Raw genomic sequence first — 18,642 nt, 5'->3', positions numbered from 1 at the left:
ACGACCCCGGGTCCGGGCCGTCGATGCCGGCGTAGCGCGCCCCGAGGCCGACACCCAGTTCCTCGGCGATCAGGATCAGCTCACCGGGGCCGCCGGACGATGACGGCACGGCGGCCGGGAGGCGTGGCTCCCGGCCGCCGGACGGCGCTGCCCTGGCCGGAACGCGGCGGATTTCGCGGGCCGTCGGGAAAAACTGTTTGAAATTCACCACTGCATGACGTCAACCTTTCACGGCTTGTTGCCGCTCGTCGCGGCGTTTCGCTGCCCTGCCCTGACACGAGCCACTGGGACGTCATGCAGATCCAAGACCTTCCGTATCCCGATCCGGGCGTGCCCGACGCACGCTCGGGTCCCCGATTCCTGTGGTGGCTCTGGCGCAACCAGCTGGGCGGACAGCTGAAGTCGCTCGCCTGGGGCCTGCTCCATTTCGTCTCCGTCTCCGCCCTGCCCTTCTGTGTCGGTCTCGCCGTGCAGGCGGCCGTCGACCGCTCCGGCACCCGGCTCGCCCTGACGGGGGGTCTGCTGGTGCTGTGCGGAACGGGACTCGCCGTCGGCGACACCTTCCTGCACCGCGCCGCCGTCACCAACTGGATCACCGCCGCCGCCCGCGTCCAGCAACTGCTGGCCCGCAAGGCCGCCCACCTGGGGTCCGCCCTGACCCGGCGGGTGGCCGCCGGTGAAGTGGTGTCCGTGTCCACGGGTGACGTGGAGAAAATCGGATGGTTCGTCGAGGCCCTCTCCCGCTTCACCGCCGCCGCGGTGACGGTGGTGATCGTCGGTGTCGCCCTGGTCGTGTACGAGCCCGCGCTCGGTGTGGTCGTCGCCGTGGGCCTGCCCGTCGTGGCACTCGCGGTGCTGCCGCTGCTGCCCCGGGCGACCCGCCGCGCCGACGTGCAGCGCGAGAAGGCGGGCCGGGCCACCGAGCTGGCGTCGGACACCGTCGCGGGCCTGCGGGTGCTGCGCGGCATCGGCGGCGAGGAACTGTTCCTGGACCGCTACCGCCGGGCCTCCCAGGAGGTACGGCACGCCGCCGTGCGCAGCGCCCGGATGTGGTCGCTGATCTCCGCGGTCCAGGTGCTGCTGCCCGGGCTGCTGCTGATCGCGGTCGTCTGGCGCGGCATCGACCTGGCCCGTGAGGGCCGGATCGGCGTCGGCGAACTCGTCACCGTCTACAGCGCGGTCATGATCCTCAACTACCCGCTGCGGCACTTCGAGGAGATCGCCATGGCGTACTCCTTCTCCCGCCCGTCGGCCAAGCGCGCCGCGCGGGTGCTGGCCCTGGAGCGGTCCACGGCCACCGACGGCACCCGCGCTGCCGAGGTGCCGGGCGGCGACCTGCACGATCCCGTGACCGGTCTGCTCGTTCCCGCCGGCCGGTTCACCGCCGTGGTGTGCGGCGACCCGGACGCGGCGGGCAGGCTGGCCGAGCGGCTCGGCGGCCACCCGGCGGAGCCGGACCGGTCGGTGCTGCTCGGCGGGGTGCCCCTGGACGAACTGCCCCTGGACAGCGCCCGCACCGCCGTCCTCGTCCAGGACAAGGATCCGGTGCTGCTGTCCGGCACGCTGCGCGAGCTGCTGGACGTGCCCGCCTCCGGTGCCGTGCGGGCCGCGGACGCGCTCGCCGCGGCGCGGTGCGAGGACGTCCTGGACGCGCTGGCGCAGGGTTCGCTGGACGCCGCCGATCCGATGGACGCCCGGATCACCGAGCGCGGCCGGTCCCTGTCCGGCGGCCAGCGCCAGCGGCTGGCCCTCGCCAGGTCGCTGATCGCGGACCCGGAGGTACTGGTGCTGGACGAACCGACCTCCGCGGTCGACTCCCACACCGAGGCCCGGATCGCTGACGGGCTGCGCCGCCTGCGGTCGGGACGGACGACCGTGGTGTTCACCTCCTCGCCGCTGCTGCTGGACCACGCGGACCAGGTCGTCCTGGTCCACGAGGGCCGGGTCGCGGCGGTCGGCCCGCACCGCGAGCTGATCGACGTCGAGCCCCGGTACCGGGCCGTGGTGACCCGGGAGACCGACGAGGAAATGGCCGCGGGTGACGGCATGCTGCTGGACGTGCTCCAGGAGCTGGAAGAGATCGAGGAGAGCGCATGATCGGCGTCGCACCGCCGGCCTACGACCCGGCGGCCCCGACGACCGCCACCACCCTGCCCGTCGGCGCCGCCGCGACCGTGCGCGCCTACGTCACCGAGCTGTTCCGCCGCCACCGCCGGGCCTTCCTGCTGCTCATCACCGTCAACACGGTGGCCGTGGTCGCCTCCATGGCGGGTCCGTACCTGCTCGGTGGCCTGGTCGAGCGGGTGTCGGACGGGGCCCGGGAGCTGCACCTGGGACTGACGGCCGGGCTGTTCGTGCTCGCGCTCGCCGTGCAGGCCCTGTTCGTCCGGCAGGTACGGCTGCGGGGCGCGATGCTCGGCGAGCGGATGCTGGCCGACCTGCGCGAGGACTTCCTCGTCCGGTCCGTGGGGCTGCCGCCGGGCGTGCTGGAACGGGCGGGCACCGGCGACCTGCTCTCCCGTATCACCACCGACATCGACCGGCTGGCCAACGCCATGCGCGAGGCCGTGCCGCAGCTGGCCATCGGTGTCGTGTGGGCCCTGCTGCTGCTCGGCGGGCTGGTCGTGACGGCCCCGCCGCTGGCCGCCGCCGTGCTGCTCGCCGTGCCGGTCCTGGTGATCGGCTGCCGCTGGTACTTCAAGCGGGCACCGTCCGGCTACCGCTCGGAGGCCGCCGGTTACGCCGCCGTCGCCGCCGCGCTCGCCGAGACCGTGGACGCGGGCCACACCATCGAGGCGCACCGCCTCGGCGCCCGCCGCGTGGCCCTGTCGGAGGAGCGGATCGGGCAATGGGTCGCGTGGGAGAGGTACACCCTCTGGCTCCGCTCCGTGCTCTTCCCGGTCGTCAACACCGTCCACCTCCTCGTGCTCGGCTCGGTCCTGATGGCCGGCGGGGTGTTCGTGCTGCGGGGCTGGATAGGAGTGGGCCAGCTGACCACCGGCGCCCTCATCGCGCAGATGCTGGTCGACCCGGTGAACCTGATCCTGCGCTGGTACGACGAGGTGCAGGTCGCCCAGGTGTCACTGGGCCGCCTGGTCGGTGTGCGGGACATCGAGCCGGACGCCGGGGACGCGGCACTGGCCCCCGAGGGACGGGTCGTGGACGCCGACCGGGTGCGCTTCGGCTACCGCGAGGGCGTCGACGTGCTGCGCGAGGTCTCCCTGCGGGTGGCGCCGGGCACCCGGCTGGCCCTGGTCGGCCCGTCCGGCGCGGGCAAGTCCACCCTGGGCCGGCTGCTCGCCGGGATCTACGCGCCCCGGAACGGCCGGATCACCCTGGGCGGCGCGGAGCTGTCCCGGATGTCCGCCGAACGCGTCCGCTCCCATGTCGCCCTGGTCAACCAGGAGCACCACGTCTTCGTGGGTTCCCTGCGCGACAACCTCCTGCTGGCCCGCACCGACGCCACGGACGCCGAGCTGTGGGCGGCCCTCGGCGCGGTCGACGCGGACGGCTGGGCGCGGGCCCTGGACGACGGACTGGACACCGAGGTCGGCTCCGGCGGCCTCGCCCTGACCCCGGCGCAGGCCCAGCAGATCGCGCTGGCCCGGCTGGTGCTGGCCGACCCGCACACGCTGGTCCTGGACGAGGCGACCTCGCTGCTCGACCCGCGCGCGGCCCGCCATCTGGAACGCTCCCTGGCACGAGTCCTCGACGGCCGCACCGTGGTGGCCATCGCCCACCGACTGCACACCGCCCACGACGCCGACGTGATCGCCGTCGTGGAGAACGGCCGGATCAGCGAGCTGGGCAGCCACGAGGAACTGGTCGCGGCGGAGGGCGCCTACGCCGCACTCTGGCGCTCCTGGCACGGGTGAGCGCCGGCCGGGAATACGGGTGCGCGGGCCTGCGGGGCCGGTGCGCCGGGGGACGGCGGCACGGGTGGAGGCCGCGGGGGGCGATCCGCCGGCGTCGGTCCCGACGGGTGCCGCCCCCGTGAGGCTGGGGGCAGGGTCGCCGACGGTGCCAGCAGCGGCCGACCGCTTGAGGACGGGGACGGTGACGGGGACGCCGGTGGCGCCGACGGGGGCCGACCGCTTGAGGACAGTGACCGGAGCGCAGACGGTGACGGCAGGGGCAGGCCCCGCCAGGCCGGGGGCGGAGGCTCCGGAGGTGGGCGGCCCGGTCACGGTCACAGGTGGGGCGCCCACCTCCGTCCCCCGCCTCGGCGGCACGGAACGCCTCCCTGCCGCTGTGTCTCCCGTCCCAAGCATGGACGGTGCCCCGGCCTCCGTACCCGGGAGAACCCCGCCGCGAGACCGTCCACCCGCCCCGCCACGTCCGGTGAAGGCCAGGCCGCGAAGCCCTCCGTCTGCCCCGCCAGGACGCCCGGTGAAAGCGGGCCCGCGAAGCCCTCCGCCTGACTGACCTCGGTACCCGGTCAAAGCCGGGCCGCGGAGCCCTCCGCCCGCTCCGCACCGGCACCCGGTGAAAGCGGGGCCGCGGAGCCTCTCCCTGCCGCGCTCCGGCGCCCGGACTGCCGCGTCCGGTCCCGCCACGCGGGTGCGCGCTCGTGCCCGGACCCGTGCCGTTGCGCGGTGCCGATCCGGGGTGGAAGGCTGGAAAGCGGCAGCGGCTCGGGGCGCGCCCGGGGACCAGCCGGTTCGCGATGTGCGACGCCCGTGCCGCGCGTGCCGACGGTCCACCGCCCGCTGGGGCGGCATCCGGCCGTCCTCACCCACTGGAGGTAGTCGTGGACAGCGCCGACGGCTGGGGGGACGACGTCTACCAGCCCGATCGCTCGGAGATCCGGGAGGATTCGGGGGTGCTCGACGTCGAGGACACACTGGACTTCGACGGCGTCGACGACCCCCTCGACCGCGGCTGGTCCCCTCCCGAGCGACCGTGGGCGGTCGAACACATCGGCGTGACGGCGGCCGAACGCCGGGCGGGCGAGACCCTCGACCAGCGCCTTGCCGAGGAGCTGCCCGATCTGTCCGCGCCCGACAGCGACGGCATCGGGGACTGCGCGGGCACCGACGGGGAACCCCTCGACAACGAGGTCGGCACCTTCCGGTCCGGCCGGCTGGTGGCGCCCGACGAGGGTGTGCACGAGGACGAGGAGGCCGCGCTCGTCGCCACCGACGTCGGCATCGACGGGGCCGCCGCCTCCGCCGAGGAGGCCGCGGTGCACATCGTCGACGAGGACTCCCTCCCCGGCTGAGCCGGACCGTCCGGACGCCTCCGTCCCGACCTCCCGTCCCGAGGAGCCGCCATGCAGCAGGACAAGCACCCCGACTACCACCCCGTGGTCTTCCGCGACCGCGCCGCCGGATACGCCTTCCTGACCAGGTCCACCGCACAGAGCGAGCAGACCATCGAGTGGGACGACGGCCGGACCTACCCGGTGATCGACGTGGAGATCTCCTCGGAGAGCCACCCCTTCCACACGGGCAAGGCCCGTACGGTCGACACCGAGGGCCGTATCGCCCGCTTCGAGCGCCGCTACGGCACGGCGGACGCGGGCGAGTCCACCTGATCCGGACCGCCCCGCCGGATCACGACCCGCTACCGGCTCCGTCCGGTCGCCGGCCGGTGCCGCCGGCTCGGTCAGATCACGTTGAGGGCCGCCGCACAGCCCACTCCCCCGAGCAGCATGAACACCGGCATGAGCACCTTCAGCTCGACCCAGCTGCCCGCCCGGAAACGCATCACCTTCGGCGGGCCCACCGGGTACCAGCGCTTGCGGCCCACCGGAATGGGCCACAGGATCGGGCAGCCGGACACGGTCAGCGCGTCCCCGATGTCGTGCACCAGCGCGCCCAGCACGATCGGCAGCCCCAGCCACACGTACTCCTGCCCGGGCGCGGTGAACAGCCAGTCGGCACCATGGCCCGGCTTGTCCAGCACTCCCGCCAGGATCCACGCGCTGGTCGCCGCCAGCAGCCAGACCAGGACGTCGCTGCTGGATCCGCGCGCCGCCCGCCACAGCAGCCCTTCGATCGCGAGCACCATGTGCACGAAGAGGATCGCCAGCACCCCCCAGCGGTCCCCGATGACCGCCACGGCGGAGCATCCGGCGCCGATCAGGACCGCCCACACCCAGGTGTGCGTCAGCGTGCGGTGCCCCCCGGAGCGACGCGGGTCGCCCTGCTTCCTGGTCGCCTTGTAGACGGCGTACGACAGTTTGTCCACGATCTCGCAGATCGCACGGGAGATCGGCCCGAAGGCCCGCGAGATGGTGGCCGCCTTGTGGTCGAGGTCCGGGGCGAGTGCGGCGCCGGCGCAGATCAGGGCGCCGCAGAGGAGGACCGGCCACGGCATCGGGTGCCCGGCCGCCGCCGCGGCGGCTCCCACGCCCAGCCAGGCCGCGGCCCCCGACAGTGAGTGTGCTGGTCCCATCATGGCCGCTTCCCGCCCCATTCCTCGTGTGCCGCTGTCCAGTTGACCCGGTGCGCCGACGCCTCGCCGGTGACACAGCGTAGCTTCCGTGATCTTGGTTCTCGCAGCCGATTCCCCGCTCGGGCGGTGGGCCAGGCAAGATGGGGGCGTGACCCTCATCGATCAGCTGCCGCCGACCGCCGACCCCGACGCCCTGTACGAAGCCTTCGAGTCCTGGGCTCGGGAGCGCGGTCTCACCCTCTATCCCCACCAGGAGGAGGCGCTGATCGAGGTGGTCTCCGGGGCGAACGTGATCGTGTCGACGCCCACCGGCTCCGGCAAGAGCATGATCGCCGCGGGCGCGCACTTCGCCGCGCTGGCCCGGGACGAGGTCACCTTCTACACGGCGCCGATCAAGGCCCTGGTGTCGGAGAAGTTCTTCGAGCTGTGCAAGCTCTTCGGCACCGAGAACGTGGGCATGCTCACCGGTGACGCCTCCGTGAACGCCGACGCGCCCGTCATCTGCTGCACCGCCGAGGTGTTGGCGTCGATCGCGCTGCGCGACGGCAGGAACGCGGATGTCGGCCAGGTCGTCATGGACGAGTTCCACTTCTACGCCGAGGGCGACCGCGGGTGGGCCTGGCAGATCCCGCTGCTGGAACTCCCCCAGGCGCAGTTCATCCTGATGTCGGCCACTCTGGGCGATGTGTCCTTCTTCGAGAAGGATCTCGCGCGCCGTACCGGCCGCCCCACTTCGGTGGTCCGCTCGGCGACCCGCCCGGTACCCCTGTCCTACGAGTACAAGCTGACCCCGCTCACCGAGACGCTCACCGACCTGCTGGAGAGCAAGCAGGCTCCGGTGTACATCGTCCACTTCACGCAGGCGCAGGCCGTGGAGCGGGCGCAGGCCCTGATGAGCATCAACATGTGCTCGCGCGAGGAGAAGGACCAGATCGCCGAGCTGATCGGCAACTTCCGCTTCACCACCAAGTTCGGCCGCAACCTCTCCCGTTACGTGCGGCACGGCATCGGCGTCCATCACGCCGGCATGCTGCCCAAGTACCGCCGTCTGGTGGAGAAACTGGCCCAGGCCGGACTGCTGAAGGTCATCTGCGGCACCGACACGCTCGGTGTGGGCGTCAACGTGCCCATCCGCACGGTGCTGTTCACGGCGCTGACCAAGTACGACGGCAGTCGGGTGCGCACCCTGCGGGCGCGTGAGTTCCACCAGATCGCGGGCCGGGCCGGGCGGGCCGGTTTCGACACCGCGGGGCTCGTGGTCGCGCAGGCGCCGGAGCACGTCATCGAGAACGAGAAGGCCCTGGCCAAGGCGGGCGACGACCCGAAGAAGCGGCGCAAGGTGGTGCGCAAGAAGGCGCCCGAGGGCTTTGTCGGCTGGACGGAGAACACGTTCCAGAAGCTGATCGAGTCGGAACCGGAGCCGCTGTCCTCGCGCTTCCGGGTGACGCACACGATGCTGCTGTCGGTGATCGCCCGGCCGGGCAACGCGTTCGAGGCGATGCGCCACCTCCTGGAGGACAACCACGAGCCGCGCAAGCAGCAGCTGCGGCACATTCGCCGGGCCATCGCGATCTACCGCTCGCTGCTCGACGGCGGGATCGTGGAGAAGCTCGACAAGCCCGACGCCGAGGGCCGCATCGTCCGGCTCACGGTCGACCTCCAGCAGGACTTCGCGCTGAACCAGCCACTGTCCACGTTCGCGCTGGCCGCGTTCGAACTCCTGGACCCCGAGTCGCCGTCCTACGCCCTGGACATGGTCTCCGTGGTCGAGTCCACCCTGGACGATCCGCGGCAGATCCTCGTCGCCCAGCAGAACAAGGCGCGCGGCGAGGCGGTGGCCGCGATGAAGGCGGACGGCGTCGAGTACGAGGAGCGCATGGAGCGCCTCCAGGACATCACGTACCCGAAGCCGCTGGAAGAACTGCTCTTCCACGCCTACGACACCTACCGCAAGAGCCACCCCTGGGTCGGCGACCACCCGCTGTCGCCGAAGTCGGTGGTCCGGGACATGTACGAGCGGGCGTTGTCCTTCACGGAGCTGGTTTCCCTCTACGAACTGGCCCGCACCGAGGGCATCGTGCTGCGCTATCTGGCGAGCGCCTACAAGACGCTGGACCACACCATCCCGGACGACCTGAAGTCCGAGGACCTGCAGGATCTGATCGAGTGGCTGGGCGAGATGGTGCGCCAGGTGGACTCCAGCCTGCTGGACGAGTGGGAGCAGCTCGCCAACCCGGAGGAGATGACCGCCGAGGAGGCCCAGGAGAGGGCCGACGAGGTCAAGCCGGTCACGACCAACGCCCGCGCCTTCCGCGTCCTCGTCCGCAACGCCATGTTCCGCCGTGTGGAGCTGGCCGCCTTGGACCAGGTCGAGGAACTGGGCGAGCTGGACGCCGAGTCCGGCTGGGACGCCGATGCCTGGGGCGCGGCGATGGACAAGTACTGGGACGAGTACGACGATCTCGGCACCGGGCCCGACGCCCGCGGCCCCAAGCTCCTCGTCATCAAGGAGGAGCCGGAGAACGGCCTCTGGCGCGTCCGCCAGATCTTCGACGACCCGAGCGGCGACCACGACTGGGGCATCAGCGCGGAGGTCGACCTCGCGGCCTCCGACGCCGAGGGCCGTGCGATCGTCCGTGTCACCGACGTCGGCCAGCTGTGAGCCGTTCACGGCCAGGGGCGAGCCAAGGAGAAACCCATCGATGACGAATCCGGCCGAGAGTCTGGTCGACCTGCTCGACCTGGAGCAGATAGAGGTCAACATCTTCCGTGGCCGCAGCCCGCAGGAGTCCCTCCAGCGGGTCTTCGGCGGCCAGGTGGCAGGCCAGGCGCTGGTCGCCGCGGGCCGCACCACGGAAGGCGACCGCCCGGTGCACTCGCTGCACGCGTACTTCCTGCGCCCGGGACGGCCGGGCGTGCCGATCGTGTACCAGGTGGAGCGGGTCCGCGACGGGCGTTCCTTCACGACGCGCCGGGTCACGGCCGTACAGCAGGGCCGCACGATCTTCAATCTCACCGCCTCCTTTCACAAGCCTGAGGAAGGTCCTTTCGAGCACCAGCTGCCGCCGGCCCGCGAGGTGCCGCACCCGGAGACGCTGCCGACGGTCTCGGAGGAGATCCGCAAGCATCTGGGCACGCTGCCGGAGCAGTTGGAGCGGATGGCACGCCGCCAGCCCTTCGACATCCGCTATGTCGACCGGCTGCGCTGGCACGCGGAGGAGGTCCAGGGGGCCGAGCCGCGCAGCGCCGTGTGGATGCGCGCGGTGGGACCGCTGGGCGACGATCCCCTGGTGCACACCTGCGCGCTGACCTACGCCAGTGACATGACCCTCCTGGACGCGGTCCGCATCCCGGTGGAGCCGCTGTGGGGGCCGCGCAACTTCGACCTGGCCTCGCTGGATCACGCCATGTGGTTCCACCGGCCCTTCCGCGCGGACGAGTGGTTCCTTTACGACCAGGAGTCCCCGATCGCCATAGGCGGACGCGGGCTGGCCCGCGGGCGCATCTACGACCTGGAGGGACGGCTGCTCGTGTCGGTCGTCCAGGAGGGTCTGTTCCGGGCGCTGTAGCCCGGCACCGGGGGGCCGCCTCCGGGTGTCAGACCCGCGCGGGTCCGGTGCGCCGCGGGTTTCTCCGCTGGAGCCAGGCCCGCAGGCCGCGGGGCGACCGCTGTGCGGCGGGCCGTGCCGGAACCGTCGGTCCGTGGCCCCCGCGGGCCGTTGGCGCCGGCGGTCGCACCAGTGGCCCGGTACCCGGCCCACGCGACCCGGTGGGCCGCACCGGCAGCCCGGCTCGTGGCTCGGCAGACTCCGGAAGCCTGGACGACGGCTCGGCATGCCATGCGGCCGGCTCCGCGAGCCGTGACGGCAGGTCCGGGGCGGCCGCGTCGGGTTCCGAGGCCGACGTCGCCCGCTCCGCGGGTTTCGCCGTCGCTTGCTCGGGTCCGGTCACGGTGCGGGCCATCGGCGGGATGGGCCGTGGTGCCGTGCGGATCGAGGGCGGGATACGGCGGGCGGCCGGGCCCGGAGCGGGTGCGGCGCCGCGGGCCTCCTCGACCGCGCGGGCCAGCTCGCTGCGCAGCCAGTCGATCTCGTCCGCGTCCTGGGCCGTCGTGATCTGCTCGGCGGTGTGCGCGGAGGGCGTTCCTGGCAGACCGTGCCCGGGCGGCAGGGGCCGGGACGCGTTCAGGTGCGCTCGCTCGTACGGGTCCTTGACGATGTCGGCGACCTCGACCGGCGCGAGGAACGCGGCCACCGCGCCGGCCCGGGCCCAGGGGCCGTCGGCCTGCCGGAGCAGGGATCCCAGCTGGCGTCCGCGCCAGTTGCGCGCCCGCAGGTCCACTCCCGTCGCCAGCTGGCCGCGCAGCGTCTCGGGCGTGCGCCCCTTGAGCAGGCGCCGGTTCTCCGGGCCGGTCGCGAACCGCTGGAGCTCTTCCGCCAGGTAGAGCCAGACCACGGCTCGGTAGCGGTTGAGGTAGAACGCGACGGGCACGAGCAGGCCCAGACGGGCCAGCCGGGTGAATCTGCCGGCCGGGATGTCCATGAGGGCGGCCCCCTCCGCCGTCCCGACCACCCGCACCCGGTTCAGGAGGGACTCCGGGAAGCCGTCCTGGGCGCGAAGACGCTCGATCTCCGCGCGTTCCACCCGCCGGCCGCCTCCCCCGCCCTCGTCGGGCACGGTCAGGATGCAGCCGAGCTGCACTGCGCGGTCGAACTCACCGCGCTTGAGTCCCAGTTCGCGAGCGGCGTGGCCCGGTGCGCAGGTGCTGGTGCGGGTGGGGTCGAAAAGGCTGGCCGACATGGTCGTACTCCCCCGTGGAGTCCGTGGCTCACGCCCGGTGCGTTCGCCGTGCACACACCGTAGCCGGTTCGCCGCGTATCGTGGCGAGCCTGTGGATAACTCCACGGGGGCGAGAAGACCCGCAGGTCAGGCGCCCGCCTTGCGAGTTCGCTCGGGTTGCCTGGCATCGATGCCGAGGTGTTCGCCGACCCGGTTCACGAGCAGGGTCATCTCGTAGGCGATCTGGCCGATGTCCGCGTCCGCGCCGCTGAGCAGACACAGGCAGCTGCCGGTGCCGGCCGCGGTCACGAACAGCACGGCATCGTCGTACTCGATCATCGTCTGGCGCACCCTGCCCGCGCCGAAGTAACGTCCCGAGCCCTTGGCCAGGCTGTGCAGTCCGGACGCCACGGCGGCCAGATGCTCGGCGTCCTCGCGGCGTAGGCCCGTGCTCGCCGCGGTGACCAGCCCGTCGTTCGACAGGACCAGCGCGTGGCGGACATGGTCCACCCGCTCGGTCAGATCGTCCAGGAGCCAGCCGAGGCCCTGGTTCTGCGCCATGTCCCTCTCCCCGTGTGATGTCTCCCCCTGGCTGGAGGAACTCTCCGCCAGCCTTCCCCACGACCGGCGTGCGGGCAAGCAGGATGGACGCATGGCAGAGAAGATGACCGATGAGGAATGGCGGGCGTTCGTCTCCGACGGCACCCGCACCGCCAAGCTGTCGACCGTTCGCGCCGATGGGAGCCCCCATGTGACCCCCGTCTGGTTCGTCCTGGACGGGGACGAGCTGGTGCTCACCACCGGCAAGGACACCGTGAAGGGGCGCAATCTGGCCCGTGACGGCCGGGTCGCCCTGTGCGTGGACGACGACCGTCCGCCGTTCCATTTCGTGGTGCTGAACGGCCAGGCCGAGCTGTCGGACGATCTGGCCGAACTCCGTCAGTGGGCCACCCGGATCGCCGCCCGGTACATGGGCGAGGACCAGGCCGAGGAGTACGGCGCCCGCAACGGCGTGCCGGGCGAACTCCTCGTACGCGTCACCGTCGACAACGTGGTGGCGGTACGGGACCTCGCGGCCTGAGCCGCGGGAGCGTGCGGTTGCCATCACGGCTGTGACGGCGCCGATGTCGGCCGGGTGGCGGTGCGGAATCATGCGGAGCATGAGCGACGACCACACTCACGTCCAGGAGTTCTTCACCGCCCGGGCCGCCGACTGGGACGACCGGTTCCCGGATGACGGCCCTGCCTATGCCGCCGCTGTCGCCGGCCTCGGATTGCGCGAGGGGGACCGCGTCCTGGACGCGGGGTGCGGCACGGGACGGGCCCTGCCGCCCCTGCGGGCCGCCGTGGGCCCCTCGGGGGTGGTGCTGGGGGCCGATCTGACCCCGGCGATGCTCCAGGCCGCCGTGCGGGCCGGGCGCCACCGCGACGGGCGGCTGCTGCTCGCGGACATCGCCGCGCTGCCGCTGCGGTCGGGCTGCCTGGACGCCGTGTTCGCGGCCGGCCTGATCGCCCACCTGCCGCATCCGGTGGACAACCTGCGGGAACTGGCCCGTGGCGTACGGCGGGGCGGTACGCTCGCGCTCTTCCATCCGATCGGCCGTGCGGCCCTGGCGGCGCGGCAGGGGCGCCGGATCACGCCCGACGACCTGCGGGCCGAGGCCAACCTCCGTCCACTGCTGACAGCTGCGGGCTGGCGCATGACGTCCTATGTGGACGAGGATGCCCGTTTCCTCGCGCTCGCGGTGCGCGAGGACTGACCGCCCCTCGCCGGGATCAGGACGTTCCGGCGATGGCCGCCGCGAAGGCGCCGGGGTTGTCGAACATGACGTTGTGCCCGGCGCCGGGCACCGTCACCACGCGCACCCCGGCGGCTTCCAGACTCCGCCGCCCCGTGATTTCACCGCTGTGCTCGCCCTGGAGGAAGACGCGGTCGACGGGCAGCCCCTCAAGGAGCGTACGCATCACGGGGCTGGAGCCCTGGCACAGGCCGACGGCGCTGCGGTGCAGGGCGCGTGGGTCGGTCAGCCGCATGGTGGCCGCCCACAGCGGGCCGACGGCGTCGAGCAAGCGCGCGTGCCCCTTCTCGACGAACTCCTCCTCCGCGTAGGCGGCGATCGCGCTGCTGGCGGCGCTCGACGGTGGAAAGGCGTCCAGATTGGCCTCGGTCAGCACCAGCCGGGAGACGAGGTCGGGCCGCCGGTGGGCGAGGACGACGGCCACGGAGCCGCCCATGCTGTGCGCGATCAGTTCGGCGCCCGTGATCCCGGCCGCGTCCAGTGCGGCCGCGACCGCGTGGGCATGGCCGTCCAGGGTGTATCCGAAGTCCTGGGGCCGGTCGCTCGTGCCGTGGCCCGGAAGGTCGACGAACAGGCTGCGCCTGCCCGCAAGTTCGGGCCGGGCCGCGACGTGGGCGTGGTAGACGGCGGACATCGATCCGAGTCCGTGCAGGTACACCCGGCCGGGCTCCGCTCCGGGCACCTCGGTCCACCGGACATGGCTTCCCCTGCTGTCGAACGCGGCCTGCCGCATGTGCCCCTCCCAGTGTTTCGACGACTCCACACAATACCTCGACACCGATGTATACCGTCAAGGCGGTATTGGCGCGACGATGTACCACTGGGGAGAATGCGGTCATGCTCGAACTCGCCATCCTGGGATTTCTGTACGACGCGCCCCTGCACGGGTACGTGCTGCGCCGTCAGATCGCCGCGCTCACCGGGCATGTACGCCCGGTCGCCGAGAGCACCTTGTACCCGGCCGTCAAGCGGCTGGAAAAAGGGGGCCTGTTGGTGCGGTCCACCGAGCCCGGTGCCGTCGCCGCGCCGCGCCATGTGCTGAGGCTGACCGAGGAGGGCGGGCACGAGCTGAAGCGCCGGCTCGCCGAGCCCGCACAGCGGGAGATCACCGACGAGAACCACTGGTTCACACTGCTCGCGTTCCTGCGGCACCTGGCGGACCCCGTCGCGCAGGCGGCCGTGCTGCGCCGCCGGCTGGCCTTCCTGGAGGAACCGGCGAGCTTCTTCTACGACGGCGACCGGCCGCTGAGCGCCGAAGAGCTGGGCGACCCCTTCCGCCGGGGTGTCCTCACCATCGCGCGGGCTACGAGCCGGGCGGAACTGGCCTGGCTGCGCGACACCCTGGCATCACTCGACGGGGCCGGCCGCTGAGGCGTCCCGGTGCCGCACCGGGCAGCCGCGCAGCCCGGGGACCGGGCGGGTGCCCAGGTCGGCCACGCGGTAGCCGTCGGGGTAGCCCTTGATCTCCCGGTTCTGACGGGCGAAGTGCGGCTTGCGGCGCGGCGGCAGCAGCCGGACCAGCCGGCCGCGCGTCCATACGGCCCGGTGCACCAGCGCGGTGGCCATCGGGCCCGGTCGGCGATAACGGAAGGCGCGCAGCAGCGGTTCGTCGAGCAGGGCGAGTGTCGCCGTGCGCAACAGCGGGGCCAGCGGACGGGGATACCAGGAGGCCATCAGGCCGAGCGTGGCGTCGGAGACGCGCCGGGCCTCCTCGTCCCAGCCGAAGTGGGCCTCTTCATAGGAGTCGAGAAGGGCTTCGAACTCCTCGTAGGTCCGGGGGATGTCCGGGATGCCCATGTGCCGGCCGAGGGTGCGGTAGTACTCGGTGCCGGCGATGACCTCGTGCCGGGACAGCCGCCGCCAGCCGTAGGTGTCGATCCAGCGCCTGGGCACCACCACGAACGTGCTCAGCACGTACCGCATGTCGTCGTCGCTGATGTCGTAGCTGCGGTGCATCTGGTTGATGCGGCGGATCGCCGTACGCCCCTGCTCCGCGGCGAAACCGTGCTCCATGACGGTGTCGAGGAGGAGCGCCGTGTCGTCGTAGCGCTTCTGTGTGCGCTCGGTCAGCTCCGCCGTCCGTGCGAGCAGGCGGCCGATGCTCGGTACCGCGTAGGTGCGGTACAGGGCCAGTTCCAGGGCCCGCGTGTAGTCCCAGGGGAACTCCAGGGTGACACTGATCCGGTGGATCTCCAGCGCGTCCGCCACCGGGTCCAGCCGGCGGATCCGCCCCAGCTGTTCGAACCGCTTCACCGCGTCGCCCCCTTCTGCCGCCGGAAGTCCAACTCTACGTTGTGAACCACCAGATGGGCGATCAGGTCTGACTCGTTCGGGGAGAGGGTGGTCCACGTGTTCGACGCGATCCGCAGGTACACCGGCAGGTTCCGCGCGCCCGCGCGGCCGCGGCCGGCGGGCGTCCCGCAGAAGCGTGCGCACAATCTGTTCGAGGCGGCGGCCGTCTATGTGGCCGCTCGGGTGGAGGACGACGAGGACCGGGCCGAGGAGGCGGCGGCCTGGGTGTCGCCGGAGGCGCTCTCCTTCGGGGTGAGCGAACTGGCCTGCCGGGCGGTCGTCGCGCTGGCCCGGGAGCGTGACGAGTCGCCTGGCGCGGTGGCCCGCGATCTCCTCGGTTTGCCCACGAACTGACCCCGACCTCCTTGTGCGCACGTGGTCGTTTCGCCCGTGTCCAGGGGGAAACCTGCAGCTCCGTGCGGTGTCCTGAGCCGTGACAACCGGCTTCCGCTCGCACTAGGGTGCGCGCCGACGGACGAACCACTGGGGAGGCTGGGATGGCCGGGACGGACGAGATGGCCGTCGTCGCCGCGGACGACGCGTTGTACGTGCTGACCGCGGTACTGCTGACGCCGGCGCAGTTCCCGAGCGTGCTCGGCGACGACTACCCGGAGGCGTGCGCGACGCTGGGTCTGCCTCCGCTCGCCGACGGGTACGGCCTGGTGCTGGGACAGGACGGGGACGGCGCTCGCTGGACGGTCGTCATCGACGACGTGTCGCTGGTCGCCGTGGCGATCGCGTCCTGGGACTGCGGCATGGAATACGAGCTGTCCCCGGACGAACGCGCGGTCGTGACCGCCCTGCCGGGATGGCCCCTGGCCGTCGCCGTCGCCGCGCCCGGTGTGCCCGCTCCGCACGATCCCCCGGCCGGGGCGGCGGACCGGCCGGCGCTGAGCCCGCCGGACACCGGCGTCTGGGGGCCGGCCCAGCGCCGTCTGGGCGCCGACGAGATCGCGCTGCAGTGGGCCGTCTGGCGGGGGCAGATCGACGACGCCGACCTGCCCGCGCCCGGCGAGCGGGCGAAGCCCGCACAGTCCGCGCGGCAGGACGAGGAGAGCACCGGGACCGGTGGCCACCCGGGTGTCCGCCGGGCGCTCGCGGAGGCGCGGGCCTACGTCGACTCACCACCGCCGCTGGGCAGGGTGCGCTCGTCCTTCGCCCCGGGCGACGCCCGTACGCTGCGCGCCGACGGCCCCGGCTGGTCGCTCGTGGCCCGCACCGACGACATCGCGTTCGTCCTGCTCGACGACCAGCCCGGCGAGGTCCTGCCGGTGGGCCGGGGCCCCGAGCTGCCGGGCCTGCTGGAGGCGCTCGACAAGATCGCCGTACGTCCGCTGTAAAGCTCGAACGGGTACGGCCCCTCCTGGTTCCCCTGGGCCGCGCCCCCGTACGACAGCGCGTCCCCTGGCCGGCCCGGACGCCTTCACCCGGCCTCCGCCTGGCGGCACGCGGGGCCTCAGCGGCCGAGTTCCTTGCGGGCGATCCGGCGGAGTCTGCGCCGCTGCGAGGGGTCCAGGGCGAGGTACGCGATCACCGGCACGCCGATCACGATCAGGAACGCCGCCCACCAGGGCAGCCATATCAGCAGGATCAGCCCGACCGCCACGCCTCCTACTGCGATCTTCGCGTTCTTCGACATGAGCGTCGCCTCCTTCGCGGCCACCGCCGCTCTCTGCTCTGGGAAACGACCTCGCGATACCTGCGGTTCCGGCCCCCACCCCTGACAGATCCCCGAGAGACACCCCTAGTGGCCCTCCCTTGGGCGTCGGAGAGGGCCGCTCCCTCGGCCGAGCGGCAGCACTCCGACAGGCAGGCAGCGCGTGCAGGGAGCACGCCGACTCGTCCCGACGAGCCGCGGACGCCGGTCGTTCATCTCCCGGTCGCACGGGGTTCCCTCGGGAGCCCAATCGTGGCCGCAGTCAACGATCTTGTTTCCAGGAGGCCCGATGTCCCCGACTGCCGCAGGCCGGCGCCGCGTCCACCGTTCCATAGCCACCGGCCTGCCGCTGGCCCTGGCCGCCGTCCTCGTGGCCGCGGGGACGGTGACGGCGGCGCCGGCCAAGGAGGCCCGTGTCGTCCGCACGGCGACACTCGGCGAGATCCCGCTCGGCGCGTTCAGCAACGCGCTGCTGCCAGGAAGCGTGGCCGACGACCGCGGGGTGAAGCTCGGCGGCATCGGCAGCGACCTCTATCCGGCGGCCCGCAAGGGCGAGTACTGGACCGTGACCGACCGCGGGCCCAACGGTCAGATCAAGGTGGACGGCAAGAAGCGCCGTACCTTCCCGGTACCGGGCTTCGACCCGGCGATCGTGAGGATCCGGGTTTCCGGGGACACCGTCGGGGTCGTCGACGCGATCCCGATCACCACCTCCTCGGGGAAGGCCGTCACCGGACTGCCCGACCAGCGGGGCCGGGACGAGGCGCCGTACACCTACGACGCGAGGACGCCGCTCCCCTACGACCCGAACGGCCTGGACACCGAGGGCATCGTCCGGGCGGGGGACGGCAGTTTCTGGCTCGTGGACGAGTACGGGCCGTCCCTGGTGCACGTCTCCGCGCGCGGGAAGGTGCTCACCCGCTATGTGCCCAAGGGCCTCGCGCTGACCGGGACGGACTACCCGGTGGTGGAGGCGCTGCCGTCGGTCCTGCTGCACCGCAAGTCCAACCGGGGGTTCGAGGGGCTGGCGCAGCTTCCCGGCGGTGACCTGGTGCTGGCCCTGCAGAGCCCGCTCTCGCTCCCGGACGCGGATGCCGGCGACGCCTCGCGCACCACCCGTCTGCTGCGGTTCTCGCCCCGCCGGAAGGCCGTCACGGCCGAGTACGCCTACCGCTTCGACGCGGTCGGCGTGGTCGACCCGGGCGAGGACGACACCTCGGAGCTGAAGATCTCGTCGGTGGTGGCGGTCGGCCGCGACCGGCTGCTCGTCGAAGAGCGTACGGACAAGGCGGCCCGGCTGTACCTGGTCGGGCTCGGGAGCGGGGTCGGCATCCTGGGCGGCCCGTGGGACGACGACACCACGTCCCCGTCGCTGGAGCAGCTCGACGATCCGGCGTCCGCGGGCGTGCCGGTGCTGTCCAAGCGGCTCGTGGTGGACCTGGGGACGGTCGCGGGGGTCCCCGGGAAGATCGAGGGCATCGCGCGCGTGGACCACGACACGCTCGCGCTCGTCAACGACAACGACTTCGGGATGACCGACGGCGAGGGCGCGTTCGACGCCCGGGGCCGCCTGGTCGACAGCGGTGTCGAGACGACGGTGGTGTACGTGCGTCTGCCCGGGAAGCTGTGACGGGGGGGGGGGGGGGGGGGGGGGGGGGGGGGGGGGGGGGGGGGGGGGGGGGGGGGGGGGGCGCAGGGGGGGGGGGGGGGGGACGG

General features: G+C 72.6%; 18 protein-coding genes and 1 pseudogene. 12 read left to right on the top strand and 7 right to left on the bottom strand.

Going from position 1 to position 18,642, the window contains the following annotated elements; translation table 11 throughout:
* Nucleotides 1-142: pseudogene (locus ACZ4W9_RS39645) on the bottom strand (DUF6758 family protein); the annotation flags it as partial.
* Nucleotides 143-294: 152 nt separating this feature from the next.
* On the opposite strand from ACZ4W9_RS39645, the gene ACZ4W9_RS39640 reads away from it, so the two are divergent.
* From ACZ4W9_RS39640 to ACZ4W9_RS39625, 4 genes are all read left to right on the top strand, one after another.
* Complete coding sequence (locus ACZ4W9_RS39640; protein WP_467944099.1) at nucleotides 295-2,097, top strand: ABC transporter transmembrane domain-containing protein; 1,803 nt, start codon at nucleotides 295-297, stop codon at nucleotides 2,095-2,097.
* Nucleotides 2,094-3,875, top strand: a complete 1,782-nt coding sequence (locus ACZ4W9_RS39635; protein WP_467944098.1) for an ABC transporter ATP-binding protein — start codon at nucleotides 2,094-2,096, stop codon at nucleotides 3,873-3,875. The genes ACZ4W9_RS39640 and ACZ4W9_RS39635 overlap by 4 nt, the downstream gene beginning before the upstream one ends.
* An 875-nt stretch (nucleotides 3,876-4,750) precedes the next feature.
* Entirely contained in the window at nucleotides 4,751-5,221 is a 471-nt protein-coding gene (locus tag ACZ4W9_RS39630; RefSeq protein WP_467944097.1) for a DUF5709 domain-containing protein, read from the top strand.
* A 51-nt stretch (nucleotides 5,222-5,272) separates the two neighbouring features.
* Nucleotides 5,273-5,536 (top strand): type B 50S ribosomal protein L31, encoded by a 264-nt coding sequence (locus ACZ4W9_RS39625; RefSeq protein ID WP_467944096.1) that lies wholly within the window; start codon nucleotides 5,273-5,275, stop codon nucleotides 5,534-5,536.
* A 71-nt stretch (nucleotides 5,537-5,607) separates the two neighbouring features.
* Here ACZ4W9_RS39625 and ACZ4W9_RS39620 read toward each other — a convergent pair whose 3' ends face one another.
* Nucleotides 5,608-6,402 carry a metal-dependent hydrolase gene (locus ACZ4W9_RS39620; protein WP_467944095.1) on the bottom strand — a complete coding sequence of 265 codons (795 nt, stop codon included), beginning with the start codon at nucleotides 6,400-6,402 and terminating at the stop codon, nucleotides 5,608-5,610.
* A gap of 145 nt (nucleotides 6,403-6,547) precedes the next feature.
* Between ACZ4W9_RS39620 and ACZ4W9_RS39615 the strand changes: the two genes are divergently transcribed.
* Together ACZ4W9_RS39615 and ACZ4W9_RS39610 are read left to right on the top strand one after the other, a co-directional pair.
* Nucleotides 6,548-9,061: a DEAD/DEAH box helicase gene (locus ACZ4W9_RS39615; RefSeq protein WP_467944094.1), complete on the top strand. Its 2,514-nt coding sequence runs from the start codon at nucleotides 6,548-6,550 to the stop codon at nucleotides 9,059-9,061.
* A 40-nt stretch (nucleotides 9,062-9,101) separates the two neighbouring features.
* Nucleotides 9,102-9,968 carry an acyl-CoA thioesterase gene (locus ACZ4W9_RS39610; RefSeq protein WP_467944093.1) on the top strand — a complete coding sequence of 289 codons (867 nt, stop codon included), beginning with the start codon at nucleotides 9,102-9,104 and terminating at the stop codon, nucleotides 9,966-9,968.
* 28 nt (nucleotides 9,969-9,996) lie between these two features.
* On the opposite strand, the gene ACZ4W9_RS39605 is transcribed toward ACZ4W9_RS39610, so the two are convergent.
* Both ACZ4W9_RS39605 and ACZ4W9_RS39600 read right to left on the bottom strand, forming a co-directional pair.
* Nucleotides 9,997-11,199: a DUF6397 family protein gene (locus ACZ4W9_RS39605; RefSeq protein ID WP_467944092.1), complete on the bottom strand. Its 1,203-nt coding sequence runs from the start codon at nucleotides 11,197-11,199 to the stop codon at nucleotides 9,997-9,999.
* A 126-nt stretch (nucleotides 11,200-11,325) separates the two neighbouring features.
* Nucleotides 11,326-11,739, bottom strand: coding sequence for a roadblock/LC7 domain-containing protein (locus ACZ4W9_RS39600; protein WP_467944091.1), 414 nt, complete (start codon nucleotides 11,737-11,739; stop codon nucleotides 11,326-11,328).
* Nucleotides 11,740-11,830: 91 nt separating this feature from the next.
* On the opposite strand from ACZ4W9_RS39600, the gene ACZ4W9_RS39595 reads away from it, so the two are divergent.
* Both ACZ4W9_RS39595 and ACZ4W9_RS39590 read left to right on the top strand, forming a co-directional pair.
* The gene (locus ACZ4W9_RS39595; RefSeq protein WP_467944090.1) at nucleotides 11,831-12,259 is read left to right on the top strand and encodes a PPOX class F420-dependent oxidoreductase; all 429 of its coding nucleotides are present in this window, start codon (nucleotides 11,831-11,833) and stop codon (nucleotides 12,257-12,259) included.
* A 79-nt stretch (nucleotides 12,260-12,338) separates the two neighbouring features.
* Nucleotides 12,339-12,938: a class I SAM-dependent methyltransferase gene (locus ACZ4W9_RS39590; RefSeq protein WP_467944089.1), complete on the top strand. Its 600-nt coding sequence runs from the start codon at nucleotides 12,339-12,341 to the stop codon at nucleotides 12,936-12,938.
* 16 nt (nucleotides 12,939-12,954) lie between these two features.
* Here ACZ4W9_RS39590 and ACZ4W9_RS39585 read toward each other — a convergent pair whose 3' ends face one another.
* Nucleotides 12,955-13,710: an alpha/beta fold hydrolase gene (locus tag ACZ4W9_RS39585; RefSeq protein ID WP_467944088.1), complete on the bottom strand. Its 756-nt coding sequence runs from the start codon at nucleotides 13,708-13,710 to the stop codon at nucleotides 12,955-12,957.
* 104 nt (nucleotides 13,711-13,814) lie between these two features.
* On the opposite strand from ACZ4W9_RS39585, the gene ACZ4W9_RS39580 reads away from it, so the two are divergent.
* Entirely contained in the window at nucleotides 13,815-14,348 is a 534-nt protein-coding gene (locus ACZ4W9_RS39580; RefSeq protein WP_467944087.1) for a PadR family transcriptional regulator, read from the top strand.
* On the opposite strand, the gene ACZ4W9_RS39575 is transcribed toward ACZ4W9_RS39580, so the two are convergent.
* Nucleotides 14,325-15,230, bottom strand: a complete 906-nt coding sequence (locus tag ACZ4W9_RS39575) for an oxygenase MpaB family protein (protein ID WP_467944086.1) — start codon at nucleotides 15,228-15,230, stop codon at nucleotides 14,325-14,327. The two genes, ACZ4W9_RS39580 and ACZ4W9_RS39575, sit on opposite strands and share 24 nt — an antisense overlap.
* A gap of 96 nt (nucleotides 15,231-15,326) precedes the next feature.
* Here ACZ4W9_RS39575 and ACZ4W9_RS39570 point away from each other — a divergent pair, with 96 nt between their 5' ends.
* Nucleotides 15,327-15,623, top strand: a complete 297-nt coding sequence (locus tag ACZ4W9_RS39570; protein ID WP_467944085.1) for a hypothetical protein — start codon at nucleotides 15,327-15,329, stop codon at nucleotides 15,621-15,623.
* A gap of 143 nt (nucleotides 15,624-15,766) precedes the next feature.
* A complete protein-coding gene (locus ACZ4W9_RS39565) occupies nucleotides 15,767-16,609 on the top strand; it encodes a hypothetical protein (protein ID WP_467944084.1) in 843 nt (280 codons plus the stop codon).
* Nucleotides 16,610-16,725: 116 nt separating this feature from the next.
* Here ACZ4W9_RS39565 and ACZ4W9_RS39560 read toward each other — a convergent pair whose 3' ends face one another.
* A complete protein-coding gene (locus tag ACZ4W9_RS39560; protein ID WP_467944083.1) occupies nucleotides 16,726-16,908 on the bottom strand; it encodes a hypothetical protein in 183 nt (60 codons plus the stop codon).
* 307 nt (nucleotides 16,909-17,215) lie between these two features.
* On the opposite strand from ACZ4W9_RS39560, the gene ACZ4W9_RS39555 reads away from it, so the two are divergent.
* Complete coding sequence (locus ACZ4W9_RS39555; RefSeq protein WP_467944082.1) at nucleotides 17,216-18,556, top strand: esterase-like activity of phytase family protein; 1,341 nt, start codon at nucleotides 17,216-17,218, stop codon at nucleotides 18,554-18,556.
* Nucleotides 18,557-18,642: the final 86 nt, after the last annotated feature.

The organism is Streptomyces sp. NPDC029296 (genome assembly GCF_055569255.1).
This window is presented reverse-complemented; position numbering and strand designations above follow the sequence as displayed.